Consider the following 13,098-nt stretch of genomic DNA (forward strand, 5'->3'; position numbering starts at 1 on the left):
TCCTGCTCACGTGACCGGCGCGGGACACACCCGCCTCAACCGGGGCAGGTGACAACTCGCCACGACGGCAGGCCTTGCCGATGACCGGCAAGCTGCTCAAGCACCCGATGTTCGGCCGCACAGGCTTCGAACTTCTCCGCAAACGGGTCTTGGTGCACGAACGGGGCTCAGGTCATGAGTCATCCTCGACGAGACCGAACCCCGCAGGGAAGCCCTCCAGGAATGCGCGTCGCGATGGATCCGCCTCCTCCGCGGCCATTGAACCGAGCAGAGTGATGAACTCGATTCGCTGATCACTCGACAGCCGTGTCACCAAGTGAGCAACACCCTCCAAGACCTTGACCGCGTCATCAGGATCCATCCGGTCGTCCTCGCATCCCTCAACGAACCAGAGAACATCGACCAAGGCCTGCGCCAGAGCACGGGTCAGCGACGAATACACCGACATCGGAAAGATCTCCCACCAAGCGTCTGACAGAGCGACGTCATCTCAGCACATGCCACTGACATCACTTCGGCGACCCGATTGCACGGAGTGCCAGAGCCCGTGGACACCGCCGCTCTTCAACCACCCCGCAGGAGTCATTTGGTGACTGCGCCCGAGCAGTTCTCCCGCATCGCATCCTGGGCCCCGCCGACGACCACGGTCTCGAAGAGGCGTGGACCGACGGTGTCCTTTCCGACCTCGGACCGTAGTGGGCCGCGGTGGCTCATGCCGGGCACGATGCGGGCGTGCGTGCTGGGCGTTGGGGGCGGGCGGGGTTCTGGTCCCGGCTGTTATGCCTTGCGGCCCGTGGCCGAGCCGAAGCCGAGCCAGGTGTGCCGGTTGTTCCACCAGCACCAGCCGACCTTCGGGGCGCCACGCCGCTCGCGGCCGTCGCGCCCGGTGCCGTTGCTGATCCAGATCGCCGGTGTACGGGCGTCGAACGCGCCGTTGTCCTTACGCAGCCGCGAGCCGATGGTCATGAAGCACCGATTGCGCTCCAGGGCCGCCGGCTGTTGCAGTACCCAGTGGATGCCCTCGCTCAGGAGCAGCGGTGTGCGGCCCTCTTCGGCAAGGGCGGGCAGGGCCTCGTCCGGGCTCCAGTTGGACATGTGGTCGCCGCGGTCGAGGCCGATGATGAGATAGAGGGCGGCCTCGGGCACCAGAGCGGCGTCGGTCGGCGTGAAGCGGTCGACGTCGGGCATGTCGACGACGACAAAGCCCGGCTTGTCGTCCCGGCGCAGCAGCGGTGCGAGAACGGAGGCGGGGGCGCGGTCCGGGTGGACGGTCAGCAGGGCGTCACCGTCGGCGCCGGCGTTGTCCGCGGCGAAAGCGCGCAGTTCGTCGGCGGACACCCCCGACAGCTCCGGCACCCCGAGCTCGATCAGGCGTCGGGCCTGGTCGGAGAGCGAGGGAAGAACAGGCACGGTGGACGGGGTCTCGGGCACGGCACTCCTCTGTTCGACGAGCTGACTCAACGTCAACGGCACCGGCCTACGGCAGAGTTCCCGACGCGTAGGGTCCGGCTGTGCATGGCCTCTCGTGTCAACGCTCGATGGCCGGAGCGGAACTGCGGTCGTACCGGACCCTTCGATGTCTTGTACGGCGGGTCGTGGACGTGGCGCCGGAAGTCGGTGCGCACCACGGCCAGTACGGTTCCCGGTCGCAGAGACCCGTCGGCTTTGGTCATCGACGCCACCGGGTCGATCCGGCGGTAGGCAGTGATCGGCACGATCGCGTCCAACGCCATGCATAGCCCCTTTGCGGGGGCCGGCCCGGGCTGTTGCCGGTAGTGACCGACACAGCCAACGGCCCGCGCCGTACCCCGTGGTGACCTATGCAGCCAACGGCCGGCGCCGTATCCCGTGGTGACCGACGCAGCCAAGCGGCACAGCACAGCTCACACTTTGCTGCTGGTTCAACCGTGGTGTTCCGACGCGCTCCGGTGCTCCCGGGTCAGGCGGCCATTTCGGGCTGCGGTCCCGGCGCCAGGTTCGTCGCCGGGGCGGCCTGCGGCTCGCCCAGTTTGGTGGTGGTGCGCACATAGCCGTAGATGACCGAGCCCATCGCCAGCAGGAGCAGCGGCCCGAAGACCCCCGGGTATCTGGCCATCTCCGTCGCCAGACAGCGGTACGACACCAGCAGCCCGGCGAAGACGGTCGTGCCGTACGCGAACAGTTGAACGCTCGACCACCTCCAGCCGTACGCCTGCGCGCGCAGTGCTCCCTCGATCGTGAGCGTGAACACCACGCCCGCGATGATGTCCACGCCGTAGTGATAGCCGAACCCCAGCGTCGCCCCCAACGTGGCGACCAGCCAGAACGTGCCCGCGTAGCGCAGCAGTCGTGGAGCCCGGCGGGAATGGATGAAGATCGCGGTGGCCCATGCCGTGTGCAGGCTCGGCATGCAGTTGCGCGGTGTGAGGTCGTTGAACGTCAGGTGCCGCGGGGCAGGGATCGACGGCAGCACGTCGGGCCACAGGTTGGCCACTGCCCACGGTCCGCCCTGGGCACCGAAGGCGTAGACCGGACCGACCACCGGGAAGATCATGTAGATGGCAGGCCCGAGCAGGCCGATGGCCAGGAACGTGCGCACCAGATGGTGGCGCGGGTAACTGCGCTCCCTCGCCACGTGGCGAAGCTGGTAGAAGGCGATGACAACCGCGGCCACCGTGAGCTGGGTGTAGACCCAGTGCAGGATGTTCGAACCGACCGGCCCGGTGGCCTCGATCAGTCGGCCGGCCAGCCACGACGGGTTGCCCAGCGCATGATCGGCAGTCGTCAGGTATTCGTCGAGCACGGTCGGGCGGCTAGTCGCTGTGATGAGCAGCCAGATGTTGCCTGTCTTGCGGGCGACGAGCAGCAGCATGCCAAGGCCGACTCCCTTCAACAGCAGGACACGTTCCTTGCCGCTGCGATGCGTGACCGCCATGACCGCGCAGGCCAGCATCACCCACAACGGCCCGGTGCCGAGAGTGGTCCTGGCATCGAAGACCAGGCGCACCAGTACGAGGACGCCATCGATGACGACCGCGACACCTGCCGCGACGAACCGCTGACGCCAGGTGAACACCACTGTCATCAAAGCCATGCTGACGTACATCAGCGGCCACGATTCCGGGGTGAAGATCAGCTCCTGCATCTGCACCCCTGGGTGGCCGATGATCGGCCCCCCGCCGTAGCGACGCTCGGCGTAATCCATCGCGAGGAAGAACCCGAGGCTCACCATCACCGCCACCCCGACCCACAGCACCACCCGTGGCCGACGCCACGCGGCGAACTCAGTTCTGCGGTCTATTCGCGAAGTCACCGGCGATGCTCCAGGTGTTCATCAATCGGCCAAGTGGCAGATCTTGCGTGTTACGGGGGTGTAAACCTGATCATGTTAAGGGGACGGCGCGACGGACTGGATGGCTATTAGCCAGCCTGGTCAGCGGGCCATCTCTCGCTCCGGCCCCAGTAATCGCGCATCCAGATCGTCGACGACAACCGACCGCACGCGCCGTACACCAACAGCTCCCGGATCAACCCGAACCAGCTCGGCACGCATACGGACCGCGAGCAGGCCGCGTGTAAGCGGTCGCCGGCCGATCGAACACGGAAGGCCCTGGCCGCCAAGTAGGCGCACTCCCCGTTGTCCCGCGGACCCGACCCGCGACCGGCCCCCGTCAGCGCGTGGGCGATACGCGGTGCAGCAGAGTGCGCAGTCGGCCCGGAGTCAGGCCCGTCGCCCGGCGCAGCGCGTGGGTGAGATGGGACTGATCGCTGTAGTGCAGGTCGTGTGCCAGCAGTGCCAGGTCACGTTCGCCTTCGGAGAGGCGATCGAGGGCGTGCGCGAGCCGCAGCCGGTTGCGGTAGTGGGTGAGCGTGGCCCCGGTCTCCTCGCGGAACACACGGCTGAGATGGTACGGAGAACACCCCACCGCACGCGCAAGACAGTTCAGTCCCCGCGTGACGTCGGCGCCGAGCGCGGCGCGCGCGTCGTCGGCCAACCGCCGCCGCGCCGCAGCCGAACGAGGACGGCCGGATACGACACGCCGCGCGGCCAGCTGCGCTAGAAGATCCGCAGCCAGCACGACAGCACGCTCGCACACCTCGAACGCGTCATCGCCCGCATGCGCCCGGGCGAGCAGAAGGCGGTGTGCCAAAGTGAGTTGGGGTGTTGTGTACACCAGCCCGTCGGGCACAGTGGGGTCGCCGCCTAGGATCGTGGCGAGCTGCGGCTCGGACAGGATGATCTCGGTGTAGACATCTTCGCCGCAGGGATGCGCGAACTGCTGCTCACTGCCTGGCCGTTCCACGTACACCCCGGCTGGATCGAGTACCTGCTCCACTCCTTGGATGCGGCCGCGCACCAGGCCGCGCCGGACCATGACCAGGCCGAAGACACTCGCCGGGCGCGTCGGCGTCCAGCCGGGGGCAGCGGGCGCGCACCACACGTCCGCGAGCAGAAGATCGTCACCGCGCAGCAGGACCCGACGCTGTGACGACATGACCACCTCCCCTGTTCCTGCACCCTCGGCCGGCGCTGCCGCTTGCCCGGCGCGATCCCCAGTGAGCAAGAACTTACAAGCGTCCTGCGGGTGTTGCCCGGCACTGTCTCGTGCGAGGAACCGACAACAGGTGTCGAGTCGAGGAGGACGGGCATGAGCGGACCGGACCGACGAGAGGTGCTGCGGGGTGTTGTGGGGGCTGCCGCGCTGGCAGGGTGGGGCCACTTGCTGATGGGTGGCGACCGGGCGGTCGCATCAGGCGTACAACCCACCGTCATCGCCAGAGCCGCCGGGCCGCTGGAGGTACTGGCCCTGCTCGATGCCCACGGGCGGTTTCCGGGCAGGCGCCAGGACCACTTCCCCGATGCCACGGCAGCCGACTGGGCACGAGCCGACCGCATCGATCCGGCAGCGGCCGGTCCGGACGACGCCTGGAACCTCGACTTCCGCTGCTATGCGATCCGCCGCCCCGGTGGGCGCGTCACGCTGGTGGACACCGGGATCGGGCACGCCGCCAGCCCCGCCGCCGGGTGGGCTCCGGTGCCCGGCCAGCTGCCTACGGTGCTCACCGAGGCCGGCATCGCGGTGGACGACGTGGAAACGGTCGTCCTGACCCATCTGCACGAGGACCACTACGGCTGGGTCGTGGGCCCCGACGGCACGCCCATGTTCCCGGGCGCCCGCCACCTCATCCAGCGCGCCGAAGTGACGGCGCTCAGCGAGGACGACAGTGCGATGTCCTACGTCATCGCGCCGCTGCGCGCGGCGGGTCTGCTGCGTCAAGTCGAGGGCCACACACGGATCCTGAGCTGCGGCCGAGGACAGGCCGGTACGGTCACCCTCGTCCCGACACCCGGCCACACGGCCGGACACCAGTCGGTCCTCGTCGAAAGCCCGGCCCGGCACATCCTGGTCACCGGCGATGTTCTCGTGCACGCGGTCCAGCTGGCGAATCCCGGCGTCGCCTACCGATTCGAACGCGACCAGCCCCTGGCCCGCACCACCCGCGAAGAGCTCCTCAGCCAGGCGCGCCGGCGCAACACGCTTCTTGCCACGGCCCACCTGAACCGGGCCTTCGTACCAGCCCAGGAGGTGCCGGCCCGCTGACGGCCTCCGGACGACCCGGGGCGAACCCTTTTGTCCTTACTTGGGCAGCAGGACCGCTCCCTGCCACCGATCAGCCGTCATCCGCCAGATGGCGTCACCCCTCACTTCGCCAGGAGCGCCGGGCGGCAAGGTTATGGCAGCTCGGCATGTGTACGCGTCTGGGGTTGACGGGCAGGGGAGTGCTGGACGGGAGGTGGGAGGGACGCGGTACGGCAGGGCGGCATTGCTGGTCTCCGGCACGCGGTTGCTGCAAGTCCGGCGTCTCCGCGACTTTCTCCAAGACGCGATGAACGGTGATGTGGCGGTAAGGGCGTGTCACGCCAACTCGCACGCCCATGCGGCCCGCTGAGCCATCGCCCAGCAGGCGTCCCTGCCGTGAAGGTGCCCTCCCCGGGGAGCCCGGCCCGAACGCCAGGTATCAGCGGGGCGTCAAACTGCTCTGCCCGCTCTGCCACTTCACACAGTCTGGCTCGACTTCCCTGACATGATCAGGGGGTGACGGCGTTGTTCCTGATGGTCGGCCTGCCAGGGGCCGGCAAGACCACGAAGGCTCGGCAGCTCGCCGACGAACACCACGGACTGCGGTTGACGCCTGACGAGTGGATGATTCCGCTGTTCGGCAAGCTGCTGGAGGCAGACGACAGTCGCGACGTTCTGGAAGGCCGACTCCTGTGGGTTGCCATGGAAGCGTTGAAAGTTGGCACCAACGTGGTGCTGGACTTCGGATGCTGGTCCCGCGACGAAAGATCCGCGATCCGCTGGCTGACCGAATCCGCAGGCGCCTCCTTCCGCCTCATGTACGTACCGGTGGACCACAAGACCCAACTGGCTCGGATCGCTCACCGCGAGGCGACCACCCCCGAGGAAACCCTCCCGATCAGCGAGGCTGACGTCTTGCGCTGGCGGAGACTGTTCGAGGAGCCCGACGAGGCAGAGCTCGGCGCGCATGAGGTAGGCGGGCCGCCTACCGGCTGGTCGACCTGGCGGGAGTGGGCTGCCAGCCGATGGCCGTCATTCGCATGACCCTGGACTTGCCGCACGAGCCCTAAGCCTTATGTCTGTGACGTTGGGGATCCATTTGCGGCAGGGTCGTTGGGGGAGCGCTGGCGAGGTCCGTGTCGGCTAGTTCCAGGACCCGGCGCGTGCCCCGCCCAGGCAGTCGTGGTGACCGGTGCACGGTGCCAGACACGGCTGAGCACCAGTTCACCGGCTACCCGTGCTGGCCAACGCCGCTTGTAGCAAGCCTGCGTGCGTGGCTCCAGCGCAAGCGGGATAGCAGGCCAACACGTCCGTGCCGCGGAAGGCGCCGGGTAACGCGAGTTGTTCGCCGAGCGTCAGCGGTTGTTGCGGGTGTTCCAGCGCCCAGGCGCGTGTCGCGGCCGTGGTCGCCGAGGTGGGCTTGGGGACGGGCGGTTCGATGAACGAGGCCTGGCCGCCGTCCCGCCAGGGCGGTACGACACATCGCCGGGCCACAAGATTGGCGACGGCAGCGCCGTGGTCGTCGCGTACCAGGCGCAGGCAGGGGTCCACGCCTGCTGCGATACCGGCGGGGCTCAGGACGTTCCCGTCGTCCGCGAAGAGCACGTCCTGGTCCACCCGGACCTGCGGGAACGCCCGTTGGAAGGCCATTGCGCGCCGCCAGTGCGTCGCGGCGGGCCGCCCGTCGAGGAGCCCTGCGGCCGCCGATACGTGCGAGACCCTGCAGATCGAAACCATCCGGGTGCCAGGGCGCACGCGGTCCAGCGCGGCGGCCAGTGCCGCCGGGAGTGGGGCGCCGTCCAGCAGGGCGCTGCCGCGGGCGTGTGGCGGGGGTACGACGACCGTGTCCGCCCGCGCCAGCAGCTGGCGCTCGCGGTGACCGGTGAAGTAGCGGGCGCAGGTGATGACGGCGTCCCGGCGTCCAGCCAGCCCCGCTCCACCAGTCGCCTCAGCCAGTCCCCAGGGGCCCTCGATCTCCCCGGTCGCCGTCGGAAGACCGATCCGCGGCACGACCTGCCTGGCCCCACCTCCCTACCCGGCAGAAGGAGAGCGACGGCACCACCACAGAACAAGCAGGCAGCATCTTCCCGCAACAGCCCGCACATTCAGGCTAGTTAGGCAGGGCCGAGCCTACTGATGGCCATGCGCACCCGCGCCTCGTCGGCCTCGTACACCGTCTCACCCATGCGCGGAACCCGGGCATGCAGCGTATGGATCAACGGTCCATACGGTGTCCCCAGACGGACCAGAGAAGCCGACGGGCCGTGAACTGCACGCACGGTACCCGGCCGGCCGGTCAGGTCGATGCGGTTAACGACCCCTGGGGTGACCCAGACCGTCGCCTGCTCCAGGCGCGCCAGAATCTGCAGATGGAAGTGCCCGCACAAGACGAGCTGAACGTCCGTCCCGCGGATGATCTCGGCCAACTCGCCAGCGTTCTCAAGGCCCAGCGCCCGCTGGACCGGCACATCCAGAGCGACCGGCGGATGATGAAAAGCCAACACGGTGCCCAGCGGGGCCGGTGCGGCCAACCGCTCCCGCAACCACTCGAGTTGACCGCTGTCCAGGTGCCCGTACCCCTTGCCCGGCACGAGCGTGTCCAGCGTGATCAACCGCCATCCGCCGACGGTGCTGACCGCCGCCCGCTCACCTGCCGCCCCCTCATACACGGCCTCGGGCTGTCGGTGTCCACTGCCAAGCACCTCACGAAACGCGCCGCGGTCATCGTGGTTCCCCGTCGTGTAAAAGACCTCCGCCCGCCGTCGGCCGGCGTAGGCGGACACGAGCTCGCCGGCCCGCGTGTATGCCTCGCGGGAACCGTCGTCGGCAACGTCGCCGGTGACGACCACCGCATCGAGGTCGTCCAGGTACTGGAGTTCATCCAGCAGGAGACGGAGCGCGGCAGTACCGTCGGCCCCGTCAACATCCGGGCCACCCGCCGCGTCGAGATGCGTGTCAGAGAGATGCAAGATCCGCATCACCCGAACGTAGCCCTCCGCCACCAAGTCGGGCCAGGGCCCCTACCCCATCAACGCCGCCATGATCCCACCGGCCACTTCAAAGGATCCGCATCCAACTCCCCTTGTGGCCGCTGGCGCTGAAGGTATCGCTCATGATGGCCGCGTATCCGGCCGTGCCCGGCTGCTTCCGGTGGACAGCAGGATGACCGCCCGTTTCCGCGTGCCCGGCGGCAGCGGCCGTCACTGGCGTGCAGCGCCGGGAGGCCGACAACACGGGAGCGCGCACCTTGATGCGGGTTACTCCCGTACTGCCGGTCACTGATGCGCACCGCTCACCGATTCGTTGCGCACTGGACAGGCTCGTGCGCACCGGTGTTTGTGTCTGCGCACCCACTGTGCTTCCGCTGCGTATCGGTGTTTGTGCAGCTCCACACTGGGTGCGCAGGCGGCCACGGTGTGCTGTGGCTGTTACTGCGCACGGGTGCGCAGTGGTGTCTTCCGTGGTCGGGCGGACCACGGAAGACACCACGAATGCTTGTCGGTGACGGTCGGTCCGACCACCGCCGCGTTCCCGTCTGCCCACGCCCGCTACCGGCCGTACTCAGACCGTGAACAAAAAAAGGGGGAGGCTTGCGCGCTGCCTCCTCGACTGTCGCCATCTAAGTGCGTCTTGTAGCAGAGGAGTTGCCACGCTCCGGCCAGGGCCGGCGTCGGCCAGGGCCGGGCCCGACCGGCCTCCGACCTGGGGCGGCCCGGGGTCCGACCAGTACTGCGCAGCTTGACCTTCGGGTGGAGCCGGCGGCCGGGTCGGGCACCCTGAGGCGGAACCGTCCTCGGCTGCCTTGCGGCGGTGACGTCTTCACTCTTGAGCGTGTTGTGCGTCGGCACGTGCTGTCGTGAGGGTCGGCGATGATGAGGGGTGCATGCGTGGCTGATCACCGTAGGAGTGTTGATGGCGAGCCGTATTCACCAGCCGATGGAGGGCGCGGAGTTTGATTTCGTCCTCGCCAAGTCGGCAGGACCGGTGCGCAGCCGCGCCCCGTCGGTATTGACCGTGTAGCCGCACTTGTTCGGCCACTGCTCGGTCACCGCGGACGAGTTCACCGTCACGGATGCATTCGCTGTAGGCAGTGCAGTGGTCAAGGAAGTCTGGTCCGCGGCCTGCACGTTTCAGGACCCTGCAAGGTTTGCACAGGGTGCCTGCGCCAGGATCACCGGACATGAACGCCATCCGCAGGTCTGCCATTGTCGTCGGTGCCGCCTCGTTGGCCGCCGCATCCTCGCTCGCCCTCGCACCATCGGTCACGGCCGCGGAGGCTCCCACCAAGGGATGCGCCTATCCCCGGGTCTGCTTCTACCTCAAGAAGGCGGACTATGACGCCAACAGCCCGACCGCCGCTTTCCAGGACGTCACCAGCACCTGGCAGAACCTCGGCTCGTCCAGCCGAGGCGCCGACTTCGTCGTCAACACCCGCAACGATGACGTGGCTTACCTACGCGTGCAGAACAACTACGGCGACGTTTGGACCGAGTGCATGTCGCCAAACTCCTCCCGCTACTACAGCACCCCCTACACGCTGACCGGCATCCGTATCAGCACTTCCTCCAGCTGCTGACTCCTCTTTCCATCACTCCACCCTTGAGCCGACGAGCGTCAGAGGCGGGTGCGGATCCATGGCGCTACGCATCGTGACCCAGCGGGGATGGAGCCTGCCTTCGGCTGGCGCATTCCGTCCGAAGACGTCAGAACATGACCACCAACGAGGGGATTACATGGCTCAGATCATGAAGCGGGCAGCCACGACGGCGTTGGCCTTCGGCATCGCCCTGGCGGGGACGATCACCTTGGGTGCCAGTCCGGCCGCTGCCGCCTTCCAGTGCAACGCCAACCGACAGCACAAGGAGTTCCCCACGCCCGGCACGGACACCGATTTCTACATCAGGTTGTGTGTCCAGCGCGACTCGGACAGCAACCGATACGTCGCCTACGCCTTGGGAACCTGGACGGACGGCGGTGGGGTCGTCGACAAGTTTGAGAAGTTCGACATCCACCTGCGGCTCGAGAAGAGCAACGTCAGCCAGGCCAGCAGTTACTGCGACATGGGCCCGGCCATCTACCTGGATTCGACGGCGAACTTCGACCGGTATGGCGACGAGAACGGCTTCGCGCTCGACTGCGACCTGGAAGCGACGAAGACCTCCACCAGCAGGAATAACTGGACCGCCGACGGCTACATCGAATACAACATCAACAACGACGGCAAGGGCACCCAGACGTGGTCCCTGGGCGGCACCGCCAGCATCGCCTAGCACTTCGCCCCTTGCCCGGGCGACGTAGGACTTCAGAGGCTTGATGCCCTCGCCGATCGGCCCCGCACCGTAGACCGATCTACGGTGCGGGGCCATCGGCCTTTGGGGAACACAGCGGGTGAGCCAGCCGAACCGGATTGGGTGTTGTCGGGATTGCCGATCTGGCTGTTGGACACGCTGGTGAGCGTGGCGCCCGCGCTCCAGGCGCAGGCCCGGACCCTGGCGTGGCAGGTGCATGGGGCGGTCGAGGCGGCGCTGCGCAGAGGCTCATGCGATGGCCCGGGGCCGGTGATCAAAAAACTTGGGGCGGCCGCTTCCAACTAGCCACGGCCGACCCCTCGTCGATCAACGCCGGAGTGCGGATAAGCCGTGTCAGCTGCAGGTGCGGTAGTTGTAGCCGGCGGCCCTCCACTTGTCATCGCCGTCCCGGAAGGCGTACTGGCCTTCCTTGTTACGAATGACGGAGAAGCTGTGGGCCTGGCCGTAGTAGGTGAAGTTAAGTTGCTCGCCCCTGTCGTCGCTGCCGCCAGTCACCGTGAGCTGCCGCTCAGCGCGGCTGAAGGTCGCCGGACCGACCACGCCGTCCTTGTCCAGGCCCCACCGGGCCTGGAGCGTAACGGTGGCCCGATCGGTGTACCACCCGAAGTATCCGGTGACCTGGCTCGCGGTGAACCTGGGGTGCGTGTTGTTCGGTCCCGGGTAGTACGCGCCTTCCGCCCAAAGGATCTTCTGCCACAGGCACGTCGCATTGGACTCCTGGTGGAGACCCGGGTGAGACCCCAGAGTTCCCTCGTCGCCCCAGTCCCCCTTGGCCGCGTCGTAACCTCTCACGTAGCCATCGTCAGCGTTCGCAGAAGCGGGCGCCGTGCTCACGGCCAGTGCACCTGCCGCCAGCATGCCGATCACGCCTGTGGTGATCTTGGCGGGTGTTGATCGCAGGTTCATGTTTGACTCTTCCCCCGTTGGCGCCGTCCGGCTTACCCGCGAGATGCAGGGCGTACGGCGATGCGGGAGCAACGATGCGGCACAGAGCCTGCAGACACCTTGAAGAATCCTGAAATCCACAGGTGACGACGCCGTGGCGAGCAGGCGACCCATATGGCGAGACCGAGCTTCGCGGCATCACCAGGGCGCGCGTCGCGGCGATCGCGTAGACGGTGCATCCCGTGCGCCGCTTCACCGGGTCCTCCCCATGATCGAGACCTGGGTCTTCAACGATGACGCCGTGCCGGCAACCGCCGACGCGGCGCCGCAAGTGCTGCGCGACCGGCTCACCCGCCGGCCGGCTGGTCGGCGTTCCGCTGGGTACCGATTGGGCACCGAGCCTGCCGCTCGCGCTGTGGTGGCTGCGCGAAGGCGCGACCTGGATCGCCGAGCGTCTCGACCCCACCCCGGACACGCTGGGCGCAGGTCCACACGTGCAGATCACGCGTTCCGCGCGGTCGGGAGGAGCGTGCCGACACCCCCTGCCGCCGGCGGCGGAGCGACCTCCGCGGCAGGGTTATCCATGCCGGCACGCGCCCTCAGACTTACCCAGCGCCGTGGGGTGTACGTGTAGCGCGATAGGGGAAGTGTGCGCGGCCCATGAAGCCAGGGCCCCTGTATCCCTCACCCCAGGGGACGGATCAGGCTCGCCCGAATTTCCACAAACTGCAGCGGAGCTTGGTGGATCCCTCGTAAACGCAGGCTCGAATGCCTACCTGGGTGCCTTCGCTGTAGTTATGCGGGACGAGTTTCGAAGTTCCCGCGCCCGTGGTGACTTGAATCTTCCAGTCGTAGTCGTTTTCATTCGGCGAGAGCGGGGTCGCATCCACCTGCAGGACCGCCGAATGTCCATCGGAACAAGTGTCGTGCGAGTTGAAAGAATCGCCATTCTCGTAGAAGGAGCCTTCCGCGGCCATGTGCCCAACTACGGTGCAGTCCGAGTGGGTTACGCCGACCGAAACGCTCTCGCCCGCACTCGCCGGTGCCGCCGAGAGGGTAAACGCCGCCACGCAAGATATTCCGATGGTGACTAGCTTTCGCGTCTTCATTTTCCCCCGCAGGTATCGGTGTTCTGATTCACCGGGACCCTACATTGGAACGGGAGGGACCGGAAGCCTCGGCATGATTTGCGGCCCGGAACAGGCCTCGGTCACATAAAAGCGACTCGGCATCTGCCCTTTGATGAGGCTTTAGGGAGTTATTTGGCCAGTGCTCAAAGGTTGTGAGTCTGAGGCACGGTGAGTCCGGTTCCGGGAAGTCGCCGTATGTGCCCTCGGCCCGTA

Annotated in this window: 13 protein-coding genes and 1 pseudogene; 5 read left to right on the forward strand and 9 right to left on the reverse strand. The window is 67.3% G+C overall.

Annotation, left to right across the window (positions count from 1 at the left end; all coding sequences use genetic code 11):
* Nucleotides 1–172 precede the first annotated feature (172 nt).
* The 5 genes from ABT367_RS15785 to ABT367_RS15805 form a co-directional block, all read right to left on the reverse strand.
* A complete protein-coding gene (locus ABT367_RS15785) occupies nt 173–448 on the reverse strand; it encodes a hypothetical protein (protein ID WP_352253591.1) in 276 nt (91 codons plus the stop codon).
* A 134-nt stretch (nt 449–582) separates the two neighbouring features.
* Nucleotides 583–714, reverse strand: a complete 132-nt coding sequence (locus ABT367_RS15790) for a hypothetical protein (RefSeq protein ID WP_352253593.1) — start codon at nt 712–714, stop codon at nt 583–585.
* 63 nt (nt 715–777) lie between these two features.
* Nucleotides 778–1,431, reverse strand: coding sequence for a DUF5701 family protein (locus ABT367_RS15795; protein WP_352253595.1), 654 nt, complete (start codon nt 1,429–1,431; stop codon nt 778–780).
* 508 nt (nt 1,432–1,939) lie between these two features.
* On the reverse strand, nt 1,940–3,211 hold the full coding sequence (locus ABT367_RS15800) for a phosphatase PAP2 family protein (RefSeq protein ID WP_352253644.1): 1,272 nt from the start codon (nt 3,209–3,211) through the stop codon (nt 1,940–1,942).
* A gap of 439 nt (nt 3,212–3,650) precedes the next feature.
* A complete protein-coding gene (locus tag ABT367_RS15805) occupies nt 3,651–4,475 on the reverse strand; it encodes a helix-turn-helix transcriptional regulator (protein ID WP_352253597.1) in 825 nt (274 codons plus the stop codon).
* Between the two features lie 153 nt (nt 4,476–4,628).
* Between ABT367_RS15805 and ABT367_RS15810 the strand changes: the two genes are divergently transcribed.
* Nucleotides 4,629–5,582 carry an MBL fold metallo-hydrolase gene (locus ABT367_RS15810; protein ID WP_352253599.1) on the forward strand — a complete coding sequence of 318 codons (954 nt, stop codon included), beginning with the start codon at nt 4,629–4,631 and terminating at the stop codon, nt 5,580–5,582.
* Between the two features lie 495 nt (nt 5,583–6,077).
* Nucleotides 6,078–6,605, forward strand: coding sequence for an AAA family ATPase (locus tag ABT367_RS15815; RefSeq protein WP_352253601.1), 528 nt, complete (start codon nt 6,078–6,080; stop codon nt 6,603–6,605).
* Between the two features lie 180 nt (nt 6,606–6,785).
* Here ABT367_RS15815 and ABT367_RS15820 read toward each other — a convergent pair whose 3' ends face one another.
* The 3 genes from ABT367_RS15820 to ABT367_RS15830 form a co-directional block, all read right to left on the reverse strand.
* The gene (locus tag ABT367_RS15820) at nt 6,786–7,571 is read right to left on the reverse strand and encodes a hypothetical protein (protein ID WP_352253603.1); all 786 of its coding nucleotides are present in this window, start codon (nt 7,569–7,571) and stop codon (nt 6,786–6,788) included.
* Nucleotides 7,572–7,675: 104 nt separating this feature from the next.
* On the reverse strand, nt 7,676–8,539 hold the full coding sequence (locus tag ABT367_RS15825; RefSeq protein ID WP_352253605.1) for a metallophosphoesterase: 864 nt from the start codon (nt 8,537–8,539) through the stop codon (nt 7,676–7,678).
* 948 nt (nt 8,540–9,487) lie between these two features.
* Entirely contained in the window at nt 9,488–9,631 is a 144-nt protein-coding gene (locus tag ABT367_RS15830; RefSeq protein WP_352253607.1) for a hypothetical protein, read from the reverse strand.
* A 110-nt stretch (nt 9,632–9,741) separates the two neighbouring features.
* On the opposite strand from ABT367_RS15830, the gene ABT367_RS15835 reads away from it, so the two are divergent.
* Nucleotides 9,742–10,137: a hypothetical protein gene (locus ABT367_RS15835; protein WP_352253609.1), complete on the forward strand. Its 396-nt coding sequence runs from the start codon at nt 9,742–9,744 to the stop codon at nt 10,135–10,137.
* Between the two features lie 157 nt (nt 10,138–10,294).
* Nucleotides 10,295–10,831 carry a hypothetical protein gene (locus ABT367_RS15840; protein WP_352253611.1) on the forward strand — a complete coding sequence of 179 codons (537 nt, stop codon included), beginning with the start codon at nt 10,295–10,297 and terminating at the stop codon, nt 10,829–10,831.
* A gap of 372 nt (nt 10,832–11,203) precedes the next feature.
* On the opposite strand, the gene ABT367_RS15845 is transcribed toward ABT367_RS15840, so the two are convergent.
* Entirely contained in the window at nt 11,204–11,776 is a 573-nt protein-coding gene (locus ABT367_RS15845) for a peptidoglycan-binding domain-containing protein (RefSeq protein ID WP_352253613.1), read from the reverse strand.
* A gap of 272 nt (nt 11,777–12,048) precedes the next feature.
* On the opposite strand from ABT367_RS15845, the pseudogene ABT367_RS15850 reads away from it, so the two are divergent.
* A pseudogene (locus ABT367_RS15850) lies at nt 12,049–12,231 on the forward strand (hypothetical protein); the annotation flags it as partial.
* Between the last annotated feature and the right edge of the window lie 867 nt (nt 12,232–13,098).

It is taken from the genome of Streptomyces mesophilus (assembly GCF_040300965.1).
Taxonomy (GTDB): Bacteria; Actinomycetota; Actinomycetes; order Streptomycetales; family Streptomycetaceae; genus Streptomyces; species Streptomyces mesophilus_A.

Coding starts and splice junctions, on each gene's coding strand:
- ABT367_RS15785 (WP_352253591.1), bottom strand. CDS start 448: ATGTCGGTGTATTCGTCGCTGACCCGTGCTCTGGCGCAGGCCTTGGTC.
- ABT367_RS15790 (WP_352253593.1), bottom strand. CDS start 714: ATGAGCCACCGCGGCCCACTACGGTCCGAGGTCGGAAAGGACACCGTC.
- ABT367_RS15800 (WP_352253644.1), bottom strand. CDS start 3,211: ATGGTGAGCCTCGGGTTCTTCCTCGCGATGGATTACGCCGAGCGTCGC.
- ABT367_RS15805 (WP_352253597.1), bottom strand. CDS start 4,475: ATGTCGTCACAGCGTCGGGTCCTGCTGCGCGGTGACGATCTTCTGCTC.
- ABT367_RS15810 (WP_352253599.1), top strand. CDS start 4,629: ATGAGCGGACCGGACCGACGAGAGGTGCTGCGGGGTGTTGTGGGGGCT.
- ABT367_RS15825 (WP_352253605.1), bottom strand. CDS start 8,539: ATGCGGATCTTGCATCTCTCTGACACGCATCTCGACGCGGCGGGTGGC.
- ABT367_RS15835 (WP_352253609.1), top strand. CDS start 9,742: ATGAACGCCATCCGCAGGTCTGCCATTGTCGTCGGTGCCGCCTCGTTG.
- ABT367_RS15840 (WP_352253611.1), top strand. CDS start 10,295: ATGGCTCAGATCATGAAGCGGGCAGCCACGACGGCGTTGGCCTTCGGC.
- ABT367_RS15845 (WP_352253613.1), bottom strand. CDS start 11,776: ATGAACCTGCGATCAACACCCGCCAAGATCACCACAGGCGTGATCGGC.